19 protein-coding genes and 3 tRNA genes are annotated in these 17,905 nt (G+C 42.9%); 2 read left to right on the forward strand and 20 right to left on the reverse strand.

Annotated features, from left to right (window positions below):
- Positions 1–19: 19 nt before the first annotated feature.
- The 7 genes from Ga0466249_RS17255 to Ga0466249_RS17285 all read right to left on the reverse strand — a co-directional run bounded on the left by Ga0466249_RS17255 (position 20) and on the right by Ga0466249_RS17285 (position 5,296).
- A complete protein-coding gene (locus Ga0466249_RS17255) occupies positions 20–814 on the reverse strand; it encodes an ABC transporter ATP-binding protein (protein WP_215830725.1) in 795 nt (264 codons plus the stop codon).
- Entirely contained in the window at positions 814–1,833 is a 1,020-nt protein-coding gene (locus Ga0466249_RS17260) for a FecCD family ABC transporter permease (protein WP_215830726.1), read from the reverse strand. The genes Ga0466249_RS17255 and Ga0466249_RS17260 overlap by 1 nt, the downstream gene beginning before the upstream one ends.
- 30 nt (positions 1,834–1,863) lie before the next feature.
- Complete coding sequence (locus tag Ga0466249_RS17265) at positions 1,864–2,967, reverse strand: ABC transporter substrate-binding protein (protein WP_215830727.1); 1,104 nt, start codon at positions 2,965–2,967, stop codon at positions 1,864–1,866.
- A gap of 52 nt (positions 2,968–3,019) precedes the next feature.
- A complete protein-coding gene (locus Ga0466249_RS17270; RefSeq protein ID WP_215830728.1) occupies positions 3,020–3,892 on the reverse strand; it encodes a substrate-binding domain-containing protein in 873 nt (290 codons plus the stop codon).
- Positions 3,893–4,114: 222 nt separating this feature from the next.
- On the reverse strand, positions 4,115–4,468 hold the full coding sequence (locus tag Ga0466249_RS17275) for a HepT-like ribonuclease domain-containing protein (protein ID WP_215830729.1): 354 nt from the start codon (positions 4,466–4,468) through the stop codon (positions 4,115–4,117).
- Complete coding sequence (locus Ga0466249_RS17280) at positions 4,465–4,773, reverse strand: nucleotidyltransferase family protein (protein WP_215830730.1); 309 nt, start codon at positions 4,771–4,773, stop codon at positions 4,465–4,467. The genes Ga0466249_RS17275 and Ga0466249_RS17280 overlap by 4 nt, the downstream gene beginning before the upstream one ends.
- A 217-nt stretch (positions 4,774–4,990) precedes the next feature.
- Positions 4,991–5,296 carry a hypothetical protein gene (locus Ga0466249_RS17285; RefSeq protein ID WP_215830731.1) on the reverse strand — a complete coding sequence of 102 codons (306 nt, stop codon included), beginning with the start codon at positions 5,294–5,296 and terminating at the stop codon, positions 4,991–4,993.
- 671 nt (positions 5,297–5,967) lie between these two features.
- Between Ga0466249_RS17285 and Ga0466249_RS17290 the strand changes: the two genes are divergently transcribed.
- Complete coding sequence (locus tag Ga0466249_RS17290) at positions 5,968–6,336, forward strand: AbrB/MazE/SpoVT family DNA-binding domain-containing protein (protein ID WP_215830732.1); 369 nt, start codon at positions 5,968–5,970, stop codon at positions 6,334–6,336.
- Between the two features lie 3 nt (positions 6,337–6,339).
- Entirely contained in the window at positions 6,340–6,636 is a 297-nt protein-coding gene (locus Ga0466249_RS17295; protein ID WP_215830733.1) for a type II toxin-antitoxin system RelE/ParE family toxin, read from the forward strand.
- Between the two features lie 444 nt (positions 6,637–7,080).
- On the opposite strand, the gene Ga0466249_RS17300 is transcribed toward Ga0466249_RS17295, so the two are convergent.
- From Ga0466249_RS17300 to Ga0466249_RS17360, 13 genes are all read right to left on the reverse strand, one after another.
- Positions 7,081–7,443 carry a toxin-antitoxin system HicB family antitoxin gene (locus tag Ga0466249_RS17300; protein ID WP_215830734.1) on the reverse strand — a complete coding sequence of 121 codons (363 nt, stop codon included), beginning with the start codon at positions 7,441–7,443 and terminating at the stop codon, positions 7,081–7,083.
- A 29-nt stretch (positions 7,444–7,472) separates the two neighbouring features.
- Positions 7,473–7,718 (reverse strand): toxin HicA, encoded by a 246-nt coding sequence (locus tag Ga0466249_RS17305; protein ID WP_215830735.1) that lies wholly within the window; start codon positions 7,716–7,718, stop codon positions 7,473–7,475.
- 162 nt (positions 7,719–7,880) lie between these two features.
- A tRNA-Trp gene (locus Ga0466249_RS17310) sits at positions 7,881–7,956 on the reverse strand.
- 1 nt (position 7,957) lies between these two features.
- Positions 7,958–8,032 (reverse strand) — tRNA-Gly (locus Ga0466249_RS17315).
- Positions 8,033–8,035: 3 nt separating this feature from the next.
- A tRNA-Asp gene (locus tag Ga0466249_RS17320) sits at positions 8,036–8,112 on the reverse strand.
- A gap of 56 nt (positions 8,113–8,168) precedes the next feature.
- On the reverse strand, positions 8,169–8,741 hold the full coding sequence (gene pyrE, locus Ga0466249_RS17325) for an orotate phosphoribosyltransferase (RefSeq protein WP_215830736.1): 573 nt from the start codon (positions 8,739–8,741) through the stop codon (positions 8,169–8,171).
- Entirely contained in the window at positions 8,738–9,457 is a 720-nt protein-coding gene (gene pyrF, locus Ga0466249_RS17330) for an orotidine-5'-phosphate decarboxylase (RefSeq protein WP_215830737.1), read from the reverse strand. Before pyrF ends, pyrE begins: the two co-directional genes overlap by 4 nt.
- A 38-nt stretch (positions 9,458–9,495) precedes the next feature.
- Positions 9,496–10,407: a dihydroorotate dehydrogenase gene (locus tag Ga0466249_RS17335; protein WP_215830738.1), complete on the reverse strand. Its 912-nt coding sequence runs from the start codon at positions 10,405–10,407 to the stop codon at positions 9,496–9,498.
- On the reverse strand, positions 10,407–11,171 hold the full coding sequence (locus Ga0466249_RS17340; protein ID WP_246588827.1) for a dihydroorotate dehydrogenase electron transfer subunit: 765 nt from the start codon (positions 11,169–11,171) through the stop codon (positions 10,407–10,409). The genes Ga0466249_RS17335 and Ga0466249_RS17340 overlap by 1 nt, the downstream gene beginning before the upstream one ends.
- Positions 11,164–14,385, reverse strand: coding sequence for a carbamoyl-phosphate synthase large subunit (gene carB, locus Ga0466249_RS17345; protein ID WP_215830739.1), 3,222 nt, complete (start codon positions 14,383–14,385; stop codon positions 11,164–11,166). The genes Ga0466249_RS17340 and carB overlap by 8 nt, the downstream gene beginning before the upstream one ends.
- Positions 14,386–14,387: 2 nt before the next feature.
- A complete protein-coding gene (gene carA, locus Ga0466249_RS17350; RefSeq protein ID WP_215830740.1) occupies positions 14,388–15,452 on the reverse strand; it encodes a glutamine-hydrolyzing carbamoyl-phosphate synthase small subunit in 1,065 nt (354 codons plus the stop codon).
- A gap of 12 nt (positions 15,453–15,464) precedes the next feature.
- Entirely contained in the window at positions 15,465–16,757 is a 1,293-nt protein-coding gene (locus Ga0466249_RS17355; RefSeq protein ID WP_215830741.1) for a dihydroorotase, read from the reverse strand.
- Complete coding sequence (locus tag Ga0466249_RS17360) at positions 16,741–17,697, reverse strand: aspartate carbamoyltransferase catalytic subunit (protein WP_215830742.1); 957 nt, start codon at positions 17,695–17,697, stop codon at positions 16,741–16,743. Before Ga0466249_RS17360 ends, Ga0466249_RS17355 begins: the two co-directional genes overlap by 17 nt.
- Between the last annotated feature and the right edge of the window lie 208 nt (positions 17,698–17,905).

The following is a 17,905-nucleotide window of genomic DNA, read 5'->3' on the forward strand; positions in this document are numbered from 1 at the left end:
TGTGAGAAATTCCGTTTGTTTATGCGACAGGGGAAGAAATAATGCGAGGCACACACGTAATGAGGCCTTCGTTTCCTTCCACTGAACCAATCGCTACTTCGATGCCATAGGTGTCATAAATAGTCTTCTCTGTGATCACTGTTTCTGGTGGTCCCGCATAAGATATCCGTCCATTCTTCATAATAGCCACATTACTAGCAGTTAGCAAGGCATGATCAGGAAAATGAGTGGACATGATGACGGTCCTGCCTTGGCGAGCAAGACCGTCGATCATGTGCAACAGACGAATTTGATTACCAAAATCCAAGTGTGATGTAGGTTCGTCAAGAATCAAAATTTTTGCATCTTGAGCTAAAGCCGCCGCCAGCAATACAAGTTGCCGTTCTCCACCACTGATTTCAGTGTAACACTTATCCCGTAAATAAAAAATACCCAGAGAATCCATGGCTTGCTCGGCAATCAAAATATCATTTTTACCAGGAGCAGATAAAAAATCTAAGTGAGGCGTCCGCCCCATTAATACTACTTGCAAAACAGAAAAAGGAAAAGCAGGTACATGAGTTTGAGGAACATACGCTATTTTCCGGGCAATTTCTTGTCGACTCAGCAAATCGATATTTTTACCATCAATACGAATAATCCCTTGACTAAGCGGCAGCAGGCGATTGAGGCATTGAATCAATGTAGATTTTCCCGTACCATTCGGGCCCAGCAAACAAAAAACCTGATAGGAGTCAACAGCAAAATGAATACCAGAAAAAATCGCGGTTATTCCATCGTAGGAAAAAGTTGCATTTTCAATCTCTAAATGCATTACCAGCCCACCTTCTTTTTCATAATCAAATAGGCAAAAAAAGGGGCTCCAATCATAGCTGTCAAAATTCCCAATGGGATTTCCAGTTCCGTGACGGATCGAGCCAGCGTGTCAACTAACAATAGATAACAAGCACCTAGAGAAATACAGGCCGGAATCAGTTTTCGGTTATCTGGCCCCACGAGAAGACGTCCGATGTGAGGAATCACCAATCCGACCCAACCGATAATGCCAACTAAACAGGTGGCCCCCGCTGTAATCAGCGTACACAGAAAAATAATCACGCCACGTTCGCGTGTTGTATCAATGCCGAAAGCCTGCGCCTCAACTTCCCCCATGGACAAAATATTGATCCGCCAACTCAAGGCAGTCAAAATACCTAACGCCACGACAATCACCATTCCCGCTGATGACAAAATAGCAACATTCACGTTAGCAAGCGAGCCCATAAGCCAAAAAACTATTGCCGGAAGTTTTTCATAAGGATCGGCCACAAATTTGACCAAGGATATAAGCGAAGAAAAGAAAGAGCCCACTATGACTCCGCCTAGAATGATCACCAAGGTAGGCGCTGTTTTGTACACCTTGCTAATGGCATAAGTACAGAACACAGCAAAGAGTCCGAAAAAAAGCGCCGATAGCTGTACAACAAGAGTACTATCAGATAGCAAAATAGCAATAGAAGCACCAAAACCTGCGCCAGCGGCAACACCGAGTATATACGGTGAAACCAACGGATTACGAAACACTCCCTGAAAGGCGGCACCGGCTGCTGATAATCCCGCACCAACAATTACTGCTGCTAGAATGCGAGGCAGCCGAACCTGAAAAACCACATTCTCCGCCATAGGCGCCCAAGAATGATCCAAGGGTAGAAATGAAGAAAAAAGAATTTGAATAACCGTCGTTAGAGAAAGGGGATAACGACCGCTGACAAAAGAAATAAAGAAAAGAATAATGGGAACAAGCCAGAGCAAAACAGAAATGCTGAATTGACGCTTGCTAGATAGAAAATTCATGTGGCCCCCCCGTTCGATTAAAAGTATTCGTTACAACTGGCCAGTGTAGGGAACACCATAAAATTCAGTATAAAATTCATTAACCTTTTGCTTCATATCGATATCAGCAAACAGCTGTGGATAAAAGGTTTTGGCCAGCCATAATTCACCAAGTGCCATAGATTCCGGACATGGATGCCCCCAAGGTTTGGTATATTCAGGTGCAACCAATACCTTTCCATTTTTCACAGCCGCAATGTTCTGCCAAGCAGGACTAGTACGAATTTCATTCGCTAGTTTCGCATAGCGACTCTGGACAAAAATGATTTCGGGATTCCATTGCATAACCTGCTCCAGCGTGACTTGCGAGTAGCCATTGATTGTTTCTGCCACATTGTGTGTACCCGCCCGTTCCATCATGACACCCATATACTTTCCTGTTCCATACGTATACATATCCGGGTTGGCCATGTAGGCAGTGACCCGCTTGGCATCTTTACTCCTACCCGCAAGACGGGTAGATACAAGTTCACGATTTTTCAATGTATAATCAATCAATTCCGCCGCCTTCGCTTCTTTGCCGACGATATTCCCAATTAAAGTAACTCCCGTTACGAACCCTTCCGTATAGGCCTTATCAGGATCTTTTAATTGCGGATTCAATTTGGAAGCCTCTTCATATTCTGCTTGATAAAGTGAAATAGCTACAACAGGAATTCCCATTTTTTCAATTTTGTCAATGACGCTCTTGTCCATATAGTGAGTGACCAAAACGACATCTGGATTAAGCTTGGAAAGAGCTTCTATATTGACGGTCGTCAAATCACCCGGCATCGGCAATTCTTTTAATTTGGGATAAATGTCTCCCAATTCAGGTGAAACTAGGTTGGGCCATTTATCAATAACACCGACCAGTTTGTCCCCCGCCTGTAGTTCGAGGATAATATCCAACGTATGGTGCTCCAGACAAACAATCCGTTTCGGTTCTTTCGGAATGGTCACGGTCCGCCCAAGTTGATCGACAATGGTTCTGGTATCTGATAGCGCACTAGCAGCAGGAGTCGTCTGATGTTTGTTAACAAAAAATAAGCCTACAATCACAAGAATGATGATGATACTACTGAATCCTACATAGCTTTTCTTCAATGAAATCATTCCTTTCTCTTTCTATAGCGATGGATACTCTTATCAATAAATCCACTTATTCCTATAAAAGTTGACGTATCGTAGACGGTAAATAAACAGCGTCGGCATCATTACTAAGCCGCAGTGGTAAAGGAACCAGTCCGGATTCTTGGATGAATCTACGTCCATGAGTTAATACATATTCCAAAAATTGAATGGCTTCTCCCCGCTGAGGCGCTTGTTCTACCAGCGTAATGCTATATTGGATGGCATGCCCGGTAATGTTCATCAAGGTTCCCGGCTGTTTTCCGACAAGTTGTAATTTGGCCTGAGCATAATTGGCTGCATAATCTACTGTAGAAAAATCAATAGCAGCCGGAAGATTTATGTAGTAATGGCCTCGTCGACAGGCTGTAGCTTCATAACCAAAGAAATAATCCAGTTCGCCTGTCTGCATACGAGCATGAATGATCTGACTGTCAGTGAGAATATTGAGAGGCGACAAATTTCCAACCAGTTTTTGGTACAATCCGGGCTGGTTATAATAGGTTTCAGCCAATTTCCAGCATAAGCGAGCCCGATAGCCGGCAGGATCAAGTTCAGGGTCCGTATGCCCATAAGTCACGCTGGGTCTCAGCAGAATTTCATACCAATTGTCTTCATTGATTTCTTCCCCATAACGGCTTTGCTTTGTAAAAGATAGGACAAGCTTGGTTTTAGCAAATATCAAATTAAATTTTGCATATTCCGGTTTTAGCAAATCCTCAATGATGCGATAATCAGCAGAAGCCATCAAATCACAAGGTTGTCCTTCCATCACCTTACGGGCAGCCAAACGTGCTCCACTTCCTGCCAAAATCACTTCCATTCCAGGGTTGTCCACTTCAAAAGGTCGGGCTATTTGCTGCAAAGGCCAGGTCAGACTTCCCGCATGAAAAATCCGAATTTGTTTCATACATGATCACCTCTTCCATTCATTTAGGAATCCAGGTAATTTATAACTTTTTAGTTATTATATCGTCAAAAATTATTCATTACAAGATAAATCGCTAACTAAACGCAATATAAACTAAAATAAACAAACAAGACAAAACTCATCTCCAATAACACCTTACTCTTTGCACTGTAATGCAAAATACGCACGATCAGCGTGTCGATCGTGCGTATCCTATAAGCATTACAAATCATCCACTAATACCTGTGAAAGTTTTTCCTTTAGCGATGGTAAATCTCTCACAAGTAATGCCCAAATCATATCATAACTAATTCCATCATAATCATGTGTTACAACATCGCGCAAACCAGCCATTTTCCGAAAAGGAATCTGTGGAAACTTTTTACGAATAAATTCAGGAATTCGCTTACTAGCCTCACCCATATTTTCTAATGCCTTGCACACAGCATACTGTGTTTTTGAATCATTGATAAATTCAGCACTAGACATTCCTTCTGTAAATTCTAATACGAGACATAAATCATTATAAATATCTTCTATATAATCACGATACTCCCGATTTTTTTTTCGACTCATATATATTCGACCTCTGCAAGAATATGTTTCCCGATTCGCGGTTTTAAAGCTTTTTTAGAAACTAAATCTACCTTAACTCCCAACTTATCACTTAGTTCACATTTTAAATCAATAAATTGAAAAGCACTAATTGTTTTGTTGAAATCAACAAGTATATCAACATCAGAACGTGTATGTTGCTCTCCACGAACAAACGATCCAAAAATCCCCAATTCCGATATGTGATACTTGCCAACTAAAGCAACTTTTTCTTGTGCTAAAATTTCTTTGATCCGATTAGCATTCAAATCAACAACCTTAGACATATTCTGGCCGCCTTTCAATGATATGATCACTAGCACCGAAATGAAAATAAAAGATATGAATTACAATAATTATTATATCTAAAAAGTAACATCTAAACAACAAAGATGGGATTTTCCATTTATGAAAAATTTCTTCTAAACTTCAACCAATGCTACAAATTACATTTATACCATGACAACGCGTAGGTAGCTCCAAATCAGTGCTTGTTATAAGCCTCTAGCTGCGAACGGCCTCCCACATCAAGGACTGCATCATCAAACTGATACCATCGGCAAAGCCTTGATTATAGTAGATATCACCGGAGGAACTTTCCAGATATGAAAAATAATCCTGCAGCTCACGAAGTTTTACGACTTGCTCTTTCGTCAGTTCAGCGGTTAATTCCTGCTGCAAGACTTCAATCTTGCGACTGGTACAATAGTAATCACCTGATGCCGTTCTTAAATCCGCCAGATTCTCTTCATTATGCATGACTTGTAAATCTCTTGTTACCCTTTCAAAAAGATGCATACCATTACTCATTTCCTTCATCCTCCCCAAGATTCAGGTTATAACGGCGGCTAACCGCCGCACAACCCGTCTAAGGAAGAAATCGAAAAACGCATGCCAGGTCTCTTTCCAACCTACACATGCGCTTGGTGCTCTATTTTTGGGCATAGGACATCGCTGCCTTGCCTATGCAAATATTGCATACAGCCGCTACATCCAGTCCGAACTTACACTTACTTTATCTACCGAACATACCGTCGCTTGAATCCACAGCGGCCGCACGGTATAATAGTAAGTATCGTCGTGGACAGGTAACTGTTACGTGTAGGTGAGCATACCACCTGCTCGTGCCTCAAAGTGCTCGAACACTTTGAGGACACGGCGACTTTTCAATTTCCACCTAACTTTATTATAGTACTTCAACCAGAATTTGCAAGCAACAAATCCATGAGTTGGCTAAAAAGTGAGTATTTTCTTAACATTTATATTCTTACTTTCAAATTTAAACCTTTAGCTAAAAGATAGATGCCATTTGATTTAAAGCTAACATTTGATCACAGAAACTACGCCTAAACACGTAGTTTTTGCGATCAACTAAAGCCCAATATGATTACCATTTATCGACTTTTCTTTGTTTCTTTGTTATACTAATTTCAAGGATAATTTAGTGAGTGCTTACATATATTATAAAGGAGATGTTTACTATGCTCGCAAAAAAATTGGAGCGTGACCCTATGAATCGAAAAATTATTAGCGTTTCTAAAAAACGCCAAATTACGATTCCTCTTAAATTTTTTGAACAACTAGGCCTAGAAAATGAAGTCGAATGCTTTGTCAAAGATAATTCTTTAGTCATTCGCCCATTTCGCAACACTCATGATGAGTTTTCGGTAGAAATTTTAAAAGAACTTGTAGATCAGGGATTATCCGGCCATGAACTAATAGAGCAATTTGCAGTCAATACTAAAAATATCAAAACTGCCATTGGCAAAATGACAGCAGAAGCGGAACGTATTGCTGCCGATGAAGTACCTGCTGCTACCTTCGACGATATTTTTGGTGAGAAAAACTAAGTTATGTACAAAATATTATTTAGTTCCGCTGCTGAACGTTATTTTAAAAAACTGAAAGATAAACAATTACGCTTAAAATTCAAAGATGCCTTCATACTAATCCAATCAGATCCATATATTGGACAAGCTAAACACGGCGATCTCTCTGGCATTTATGGCTATGACGTGTATTACAATAAGACTAATTATGAAATAGCTTATTCTATTTTCGAGGCTGACAATAAAAAAGTAGTTGTCTTACTAGCCGGTACACGCGAAAACTTTTACCAAGAATTAAAACGTTATGCGAATAAAGGATAACGTACCGCTTCTCAGCGGCCAGGTACCGTACGGCCAACCTAGTGAAGCCTTTGTCTGATGCCAAAAAGTCCAGTTTCTTACCATGTTGATAATACTAACGCCCCAACTTGAATCTGTGGTGTTATTGAATTTGTATGAAATCCATAGTTAGTATTCCTTATTTTTTAGCAACAATGATTGTTGTATTTCCTTCTCTCCAATTCATTTTCACTGATCTAAAACCAGCGTTGGATAACATCTTCGTTTGATTATCTATTGTACAAGGTGTATCGTGTAATGATAAAACTCGCCATCATAAATCCCTTGTTCCTTTCGTATTCGTTGATTTTTCACGATAATAAAAATCTCGCACTCAATATATTGAATAATTTTGCCATTTGAATATAACCGTCTTTACATCCTTCAACACGGTTCAGCATAAAAGTTTTCTAACTCATTTAGAAATTATATTTTTACTTTAGAGTTTAAGCCCTTTGCTAAAAGATATGTGGTCATTTGATTTAAACTAACTTTTTCATCTTTTGCCTTCAAAACTAAATCTTTGTGCAATGATTTAGGAATCCTTACATTGAATTTTCCGCTATATTCTTCAATATCATCAGGTTCAGGAATTTTTTTACCGTCTTGCAAGGCTAAATCAATCCAACCTGCTTTTGCATCTTCAATCATTTCAGCTAACTCATGTAAGGTGTCCGCTTGTGTTATGCACCCTTTTAATTCAGGTATATAAGCAACATAGCCGCCTTCAACAGAAGGCTTTATTACAATCCTATAAGGCAACTTCATATAATAATCAAAGTTTTTCATTTTATTACCTCCAATTGAATGTATAGGTATTATTCATTATCGAAACACTCACTTAAAAACTCGATTGCTTGTTCAACATATACTTTTAAAATATATGGCTTTTTATAAGGAACTGATAATGTTTTATCGCCCTTAGTATAATAAAAGTGGCTCGTTCCCTTATTTGATTGCCTTCTGGTAAATCCTGCCCTAAGTAGTAGTTTATCCAATTCTTCGAATCTAACAGTTTTAGGATTGTTTCGTATTCGTTCCAATAATTTTTCTAGCTTACTCACACTACCAACCCCTTACGTTCATAGTACCATATTCAGTACCATTATACAAGAGATGGTCTTATAATATATGACCTATATCAAACCTCCAAGTAAATACCGTTTTTTCTGTTTAAAAACACAAAAAGAGATGATACGAAATACGTATCATCTCTGTACTTTTTCTGGCAGGGGCAGTAGGACTTGAACCCACAACCAATGGTTTTGGAGACCACTACTCTACCAATTGAGCTATGCCCCTATGGAGCGGAAGACGAGATTCGAACTCGCGACCCTCGCCTTGGCAAGGCGATGCTCTACCACTGAGCTACTTCCGCAATTGGCGACCCGGATCGGACTTGAACCGACGACCTCCGCCGTGACAGGGCGGCATTCTAACCAACTAAACTACCGGGCCACTTGAATCAGCTTTTACATAATATCATATATTGCAAAACTTTGCAAGAGGTAGTTCTAGATTTTACGACTGCCTCTTTTTGTTATTGCTTGTCCTGCCTTACAAGCCGGACATTCTGATTCAGGGAAAGACGGCACATCAAGATGCAAAAGCGCTTCTGTCGGCGCATGGAAATCGGCTTTTCCGCCACTGCGATCAACAAGTAAGCCCACGCCCGCAACAATACCGCCATGCTCTTTTACTACATTGATGACCTCTTGCACCGATCCGCCTGTGGTGACAATATCCTCTACAACAAGAACGCGTTCACCAGGGTTGATGAAAAATCCCCGTCTAAGAGCCATCAGGTCGCTGTCACGTTCCGTAAAGATGGCACGCGTTCCCAATGCCTTGCCCACTTCATGAGCCAATAAAATTCCACCTGTTACAGGTCCCACAACAACATCAATCTGCGCATCTTTAAATCGCTCAGCCAAAGCCTTGCACAACTTCTCTGTATATTTGGGATGCTGAAGAACCTGAAATTTTTCTACATACATCAAACTATGACGACCGGAAGTCAGCAGAAAATGTCCTTCCAAAATGGCACCTGTTTTGATAAATAATTCTTTTACTTCAGCTTCTGTCATTTTCCATTCCTCATTTCTTCCCGAATTTGTTGTGCAGCCAACCGTCTATCTGCCGCGGCTAAAATAGGCCTGCCAATAACCAAATGGCTGGCACCGGCGGCAATAGCCTGCGCGGGTGTAGCAATACGTTTCTGATCATTGAGTGCCGCACCCGCCGGACGAATGCCTGGCGTAACAATCAAGAAATCAGGGCCGCATAGTTTACGAATCGCACCCGCTTCCTGAGGCGACGCCACGATGCCGTCCACGCCTGCTTCTTGAGCCATGCTTGCTAATTTTAACACTTCTTGTTCAACAGATAAGTCACAGCCGATACGGGCTAACTCCTGTTGATTCATGCTCGTCAAAATCGTTACAGCCAAAAGTTTCGGTGGAATTATTCCAAGTTCGCTCGCTGTCTCTCGTACGGACTGACACGTTGCCTTGAGCATAGACGGACCGCCTAACGCATGAAGTGTTAAGAGAGTCACACCCAGGCGTGCTAACACCGCGGCACTCTTGGCCACGGTGTTAGGAATGTCATGCAATTTTAAATCTAAAAAAATATTTTTATGCTGCTGTTTCAAATAAGTCAATACATCATTGCCCTGACTGTAATACAGCTGCATACCTACTTTATAATATTGAACAAGTTCACCTAGTTCAGCCGTCACGGCTTTCACTTCAGCAAGTGTATCCACATCAAGCGCCGCAATTAAGCGCGAATCTTCCTGCACAATTTTTCACATTCCTTTCACTTTTACATACTTTCATCTTACAGCTTTACTTGGCCAACTAACTGACTCACATGGTCGAGGCCTTTCATTGATAAATAATCTTCCAGACCCTGCGTAATATCCAAAATAGCCCGCGGATTAGCAAAATTGGCTGTACCTACTGCAACCGCACTGGCTCCAGCCAGAAAAAATTCTACCGCATCATCGGCTGTCGTAATTCCGCCCATCCCAATAATCGGCACAGACACAGCCTGAGCCACTTGATAGACCATACGAACAGCGACGGGTTTGACAGCCGGACCTGACAAACCTCCCATGACATTGCCAAGCACAGGACGCCAGGAATGAATATCAATGACCATGCCTTGCAGCGTATTAATCAAGGAAATAGCATCTGTTCCCGCTTGCTCTACCGCTCGCGCCATACTCGCAATATCGGTAACATTCGGTGAAAGTTTGGTAATGATCGGTTTATCTGTATTTTGCTTGACTGAGGCAACAACAGCTGCCGCACTTTCCTCTTCCACTCCAAAAACCATACCGCCTTGCTTTACATTAGGACAGGAAATATTAATTTCCAAAGCCGCAATAGGAGCACGAGAAAGTTTATTGGCGAGTAACCCGTATTCTTCGACAGTACTTGCCGAAATATTAACAATCACAGGCGTCTCATAAGGAACAAGCTGAGGCAAAATATGCTTTATCACTTCATCTACACCCGGATTTTCAAGTCCAACGGAATTGAGCATACCTGAAGGTGTTTCAGCAATGCGATGACCCGTATTGCCTGCCCGTGGTGCAAGCGTCGTTCCCTTAACAACAACAGCGCCAAGCGCTTGAAGCGGCACAAAATCGCTGTATTCAAGACCGAAGCCAAATGTTCCTGATGCACTCATGACTGGCGACTTCATGGAAATACCCGCAAATACTGTGCTTAATTTACTGCTCATCAGTCAAAAACCTCCGTACTCCAAAATACTGGACCCTCAGTACAAATTTTGGCCCTGCCGCCATTTGTTTTTGCACAGGTGCAAGATAAGCAGGCACCGATGCCACAAGCCATATATTCTTCCAATGAAACTTGGCAGGGAATGTGGAACTCTTTGGCCAGTTGGGCAACAGCTGCCATCATAGGCTTCGGGCCGCAAGTATAAATCATGTCAAATTTTCCCTTACTTAACAAATCGGGTAATAATTCAACATTGACACCCTTGACACCTGCCGTACCATCATCTGTTGTCACATGAAGTTTTTCACATATCGATTCAAATAAAGCTGGCCAAATCATATCTTCTGCGCTCCGTCCGCCCATCAAGACTTCACTCGGCCTAGGGCAAAGCGATTTAGCAAGCAGAAGCAAGGGAGCAATACCAATCCCGCCGCCAACAAGTAAGGGATGCTCTCCCTGAAGGGTGAAGGCTTGGCCGAGAGGGCCCATACAGTCAATAGATTCTCCCTTTTGCCTCGTCGCCAGCTGCTTCGTTCCCTTCCCGGCAATCTTATAAATAATGGTTAGTGTCTTGCGAGAACTATCGGCATCGGCAATACTCAGGGGACGGCGCAAAAGATGACTGTCATCGCCTACGGCAAGATGAATAAACTGCCCCGCTGTCGCTGTCGTAGCCATCTGTGGCGCATAGAGCACCAGCTTCCGTAAAGCGGGCGCAATCATTTCATGGGAAAGAATCAAGGCGCCTTCCTGGTATTTAGCCAAAATAATCACTACCTTCTGCATAATCTTGTAATGCCAGAACGTAAGTGGAACGTCTTGTACTCATCGCCTTCAATACACGCAGTACGGCTGATGCCGTATCAAGAGAAGTTAAGCAAGGTACCGCATATTCGACTGTAGCCATTCGAATTTTATAACCATCCCGTTCTTCTTCTTTTCCACGCGTCGTGGTATTGACTACCATATTAATTTTTCCCTCTTTAATGAGATCCAAAATATGAGGTGGCTGTTCCGTAATTTTCGGTACTTTTGTAACCTGAAGGCCCCGCTCCGTAAGATATTTGGCTGTACCTTCTGTTGCGATAATCTGATAACCCATTTCTTGCAGCCCCTTGGCAATGGCGAATGCTTCAGGTTTATCTTTATCATTAATAGTAAAGAGCACGCTTCCTTCATGAGGAATGTTCATGCCTGCACCGGCAATGGCTTTATATAAGGCCCGTTCATAGAAGTAGTCAATCCCCATGACTTCCCCCGTAGATTTCATCTCAGGTCCGAGCGAAATATCGACTTGCTGCATTTTAGCAAAGGAAAATACCGGAGCTTTGACAGCCACAAAAGGTTTCTTAGGCAACAATCCGGTAGGATAGCCCAGCGATTTCAGCGTAGCACCCAAGGCAATCCGTGTCGCCACGTTGACCATGGGAACATTCGTCACTTTGCTTAAGAAGGGAATGGTCCGGCTTGATCTTGGATTGACTTCAATGACATACACTTTTTCATCGACAACAACATACTGAATATTAATCAAGCCTTTTACAGCCAGGCCGATCGCCAGTTTCTTCGTATAATCGGCTATCGTCGCAATCACCTTATCAGACAAGGTCTGAGCCGGATAAACAGCAATACTATCACCGGAATGAACACCGGCACGCTCAATATGTTCCATGATACCCGGAATTAAGATATCTGTGCCATCAGAAATGGCATCGACTTCCACTTCCTTGCCCTGCATATAGCGGTCAACAAGTACTAAGTGTTCAGGTGAGGCCTTGACGGCATTTTGCATATAATCTTCGAGTTCATTTTTGCTATAAACAATTTCCATGGCCCGCCCGCCAAGCACATAAGACGGACGAACAACAACAGGATAGCCGATTTCTTCAGCCGCAGCCAAGGCATCGGCGTCATTTGCCACACTTTTACCACGCGGTCTGGGAATATGAAGCTGTTCTAGCAGTTCGTCAAACCGTTCACGGTCTTCAGCCTTGTCAATATTATCGACACTCGTGCCAATAATTTTAATTCCTGCCTCTGCTAGCGGGCCCGCTAAATTAATGGCTGTTTGTCCGCCGAATTGAACAATGACCCCTTCAGGCTGTTCTTTATCTAAAATATTCAGCACATCTTCCACAGTAAGAGGCTCAAAATACAATCTGTCTGCTGTATCAAAATCCGTACTGACTGTTTCGGGATTATTATTAATAATAATGGATTCAATATCTAAATCACGCAATGCCCAGACAGAATGAACAGAGCAGTAATCAAATTCTACTCCCTGACCAATGCGAATCGGGCCGGACCCTAAAACAACGACCTTGCGCCGCGCTGTGGGTACAGCCTCATTTTCCATGGCATAAGTTGAATAATAGTAGGGAGTGGCAGCTTCAAACTCGGCAGCACACGTATCCACGACTTTATAGCAAGGAACGACATCCTGTTCTTTGCGGTAGTCCCGCAAAGTTTTGGCATCAAGACCGGTAAATTCGCAAATCGTCGGATCATCAATCCCCCGCTTTTTAGCCTGAAGCAGCAAGGAAGGGGTTAATTCTTCGTTAGCCAAACGCTGTTCCATCGTAATAATATTATTGATCTTAGCCAAAAAGAAAGTGTCAATCTTGGTAATTTGATGTATGGCGTCGATGGAGATGCCTCGTCTGAGGGCCTCAGCAATAACAAAAATCCGCTCATCATCAGCAAGGGAAATCAGTTCTTTAATCTCTTTTGTCGAAAGTGCATCAAGCTCAGGCAGGTGCAGCCGGTGCAATCCAATTTCCAGTGAACGAACGGCCTTCATCAAAGCACCTTCAATGGTTCTGTCAATCGACATAACCTCGCCTGTAGCCTTCATTTGTGTCCCAAGGTTACGATTAGCTAACACAAATTTATCAAAAGGCCAGCGGGGGAATTTCACGACAACATAGTCCAAAGCCGGTTCAAAACAAGCCATCGTCTTTTGTGTGACAGCATTGACGATTTCATCGAGATGATAGCCAATGGCGATTTTACTGGCGACCTTGGCTATGGGATATCCTGTTGCTTTCGAAGCCAAAGCACTGGAACGGCTTACACGGGGATTGACTTCAATCACATAATACTGACTGCTTTTACTGTCGAGAGCATATTGTACATTACAACCGCCTTCAATACCGAGGGTGCGAATAATCTTGAGAGAAGCGGTACGAAGCATTTGATATTCCAAATCCGTGAGAGTCTGAGAGGGAGCCACAACAATACTGTCGCCTGTATGAATGCCCACAGGATCAAAATTTTCCATATTACAAACAGTAATGCAATTATTAGCTGCATCACGCAGTACTTCATATTCGATTTCCTTCCAGCCCGCCACACTGCGCTCCAGAAGAACCTGATGAATCATGCTGGCCTTTAAGCCCCGCGTCACTGTATCGACAAGTTCTTCATCATTACAAACAATGCCGCCGCCTGTGCCTCCCATGGTATAAGCAGGCCTTACAATTAGAGGAAAACCGATCTCGCGCACAAAAGCCTGCGCTTCTTCCAGCGACTCGACAATAGTACTTTCAGGTACAGGCTGGCCAATTTCCTGCATCGTCATTTTAAATAATTCCCTGTCTTCCGCCTTTTTTATGGATTCCAGCGGGGTGCCGAGCAGACGTACCTGGTATTTTTCCAGCACACCGGCATCAGCCAATTCCACGGCAAGATTAAGTCCCGCCTGACCACCAAGCGTAGGCAACAGCCCGTCAGGCCGTTCTTTCTCAATCACTGCTGTAACAAAATCAAGTGTTAAAGGTTCAATATAGACACGATCAGCAATATGCGTATCCGTCATAATTGTTGCCGGATTGCTGTTAATCAGTACAACTTCCATGCCTTCTTCTTTCAGCGAACGGCAGGCTTGCGTACCTGCATAGTCAAATTCTGCGGCTTGACCAATAATAATAGGGCCGGAACCAATGACAAGAACTTTCGCAATATCCGTATATTTCGGCATAATTAGTTCCTCCCTGCTAAGAGCTGCATAAATTCACCAAATAGATAGGTATTCTCATCCGGGCCTGGTGCAGCTTCAGGATGGTATTGAACGGAAAAGACTGGCAAAGTTTTATGTTTTAACCCTTCCACTGTCTTATCATTGACAGCGCGGTGCGTAATCACAAGATCTGTTCCAGCGAGTGAATCCGGATCAACGGCATAACCATGATTTTGTGACGTAATATAAACCCGGCCGCTTACAAGATCTTTAACAGGATGATTACAGCCACGATGACCAAACTTCAGCTTATAGGTGTCTGCGCCAAGAGCCAGAGCCAACAGTTGATGACCTAAGCAAATGCCGAAAACCGGCTTCACTTTGACAAGCTTCTGCACCTCGGCAATCGCTTCAGGCAGACTTTGGGGATCGCCCGGTCCGTTTGATAAAAAAATACCTTGCGGCTCATAAGAAAGAATTTCTTCTGCCGAAGTATTAGCAGGCACAACAGTCAAACTGCAACCTGCTTTTTGCAGCGAACGCAAAATATTGCGTTTAATACCATAGTCAACAACAACCACTTTCGGTCCTTCCCCTGGGAGAGTATAAACCGTCTCTGTCGTGACTTGGGCTACTTCATTGCAAGGAAGCTGAGTCAACAGCAATTCCTTACACTTTGCATCAGAAATATTACCTGAAACAATGATTCCTTTCATGGTACCTGCCGCGCGGATCTTTCTTGTCACAGCCCGCGTATCTATGCCATAAATGACGGGGATATTCTGACTGAGCAGAAACTGCTTCAATGATTCTTCAGCTAAATAACTATTGGGCTGCTCACAAAGTTCGCTAATAATAAAGCCCCTGACATAAGATTTACGGGACTGATTGAAAAGATCAGCCACTCCGTAATTGCCAATGATAGGATAAGTCATGGTCACAATCTGTCCGCAATAGGAAGGATCTGTGAGTATTTCCTGATAACCTACCATACCTGTATTAAACACGACTTCGCCAACTGTTTCGGCCTGACCTAGTGTTTTACCAACAAAAACCGTACCATCTTCTAAAATAAGTTTTCCTATCATACTAACACCTCACTATTCACTTAAAACATTTCCTTGTTCCATCATGAGTCGGCCGCCAACAAAAGTTCCCACAGCTTTACCGATAAGTTTCCGTCCTTCAAAAGGCGTACTTTTTCCTTTGGTATAAAAACCGGTGCTATCTACTGTCCAAGAAAGTTCAGGATTGATGATCGTAATATCAGCGCTTGCGCCCACTTTCAGCACACCGGCCTTGAGATTCAGCAACTGCGCGGGAGCTACAGACATTTTATTAACAATATCCATCAGGGACATCAATTTTGTATGGTAGAGCTCCGTAAGCACAACACCAAGTGCTGTTTCAAGGCCTGCAAAACCATTGGGCGCATCATTATACTCACAATCTTTTTCTTCAAAAGCGTGAGGGGCATGATCCGTGGCGATGGCATCAATCGTTCCATCTAATAAGCCTTGTCGAACAGCTTGCACATGTTCTGCCGAACGCAGCGGCGGACAAACCTTGGCAGCTGTCGAAAAGGTTAGTACAGCCTCATCTGTTAAAGCTAAGTGATGCGGCGTAGCTTCGGCAGTCACTTTAACGCCACGCGCCTTGGCCTGACGAATTAATTCCACCGATTCCCGCGAACTGACATGGGCAATATGAAGCCTCGTGTCCGTATATTCAGCAAGCATGATATTGCGTGCCACAGCAATATCTTCAGCAATTGAAGGTCGCCCTTTCAGTCCGAGTTTTGCTGATATCTTCCCTTCATGCATAACCCCCTCTTCAACAAGGGATTTTTCTTCGGCATGCGTAATGAAAATCCGATCAAACATGGATGTATATTCCATCCCTGTTTTGAGCAGATTCGCTTGATTAATATAAATACCATCATCTGAAATGGCCACAGCCCCAGAAAGTATCATATCGCCAATTTCAGCCAATTCCTTGCCTGACTCCCCTTTACTGACTGAACCAATCACAGCCACATGGACAAGTCCCTCCACAGCGGCTCTTCGCAAAATTCCTTCTACAACAATAGAGCTATCCACAATCGGCTTGGTGTTTGGCATACAGGCAATCGTCGTAAATCCGCCTGCCGCAGCGGCGCGCGTACCTGACGCCATGTCTTCCTTGGCTTCAAGACCGGGATCTCTTAAGTGTACATGCATGTCAATCAGGCCCGGTGTAATAACTAGACCTGTCATATCCATGACCTTCGCATCTTTTGCGGTAATTTTCTTGCCTATTTTAGCAATCTTCCCCTCTTCAATCAGTACATCCATGAGTCCATCAAACTGTTCTGCCGGATTGATCACTCGGCCACCTTTAAGCAAGTAATTCAATGTTCTTCCCTCCTAACGTAACCAAAAACAGTAAGGCCATACGCACAGCCAGTCCATTTTGTACCTGTCCAGCAATCATCGATTGATCACTGTAGGCAATATCAGGCGAAATTTCGAGACCACGATTCATCGGACCCGGATGAAGCAACAGGGCGCCGGGCTTAGCAAGGGCCAAACGTTTGCTATTCATGCCAAATATCCGCGCATATTCCCGTGGCGAAGGGAAAAGTCCACTTTTTTGCCGTTCAAGCTGAATCCGAAGAACATTCACAACATCGGCATCCTTTAAGGCTTCTTCTACATTATAATGCACCGTAACACCCAGGCTTTCCGCATCTTTGGGAATTAAGGTTTTGGGTCCTGCCAAATGAACATCGGCACCAAATTTAGCTAATCCGGCAATATTCGAACGGGCCACACGGCTATGGGTAATATCACCGACAATGACCACCTTGAGACCTGACAGCGAATCATAGTGCTGCTTCATCGTAAATAAGTCCAGAAGTCCCTGCGTCGGATGGGCATGAGCACCATCACCGGCATTAATAATGACAGGGCTGACACACTGTGTTGCAAAGAGAGCGGCACCTTCGGCTTTATGGCGCATGACAATAACATCAACCCCCATAGCTTCGACGGTCATGAGCGTGTCCCGCAGGCTTTCCCCCTTAACAACACTGCTGCTTGATGTCGTAATATTAACGACATCTGCCCCTAAATATTTTCCAGCCAATTCAAAAGACGTTCTTGTTCTTGTACTTGGTTCAAAAAAGAGATTCACAACAGATTTTCCGCGTAAGGTGGGTACCTTTTTAATGTCACGATTAATAACATTTTTCATTTCCTTCGCTGTAATAAGAATCGATTCAATTTCTTCTTTACTAAGGCTGGCTAAATCTAAAATGTTTTTCCGCCTTAACGAAACAGGAGTTTTTATCATTTTTGTTCCTCCTCTTTAAGTAGCGTTCTGGTTATTAACAAGGATTCTCCTCTTCCTTGCTAATCTTTATCATCAAGTTTAAAGCATTCAATTATACATAAACTATCTCACGATTAATAAATATGCGGTTTTAATTCATATTTATACTAACATTTTTCCTTAAATCGTGCAATAGAAACAAAAAAGTCCTTTCATCGTTCAACAGAGT

This window comes from Pelorhabdus rhamnosifermentans, from assembly GCF_018835585.1.
GTDB lineage: Bacteria > Bacillota > Negativicutes > UMGS1260 > UMGS1260 > Pelorhabdus > Pelorhabdus rhamnosifermentans.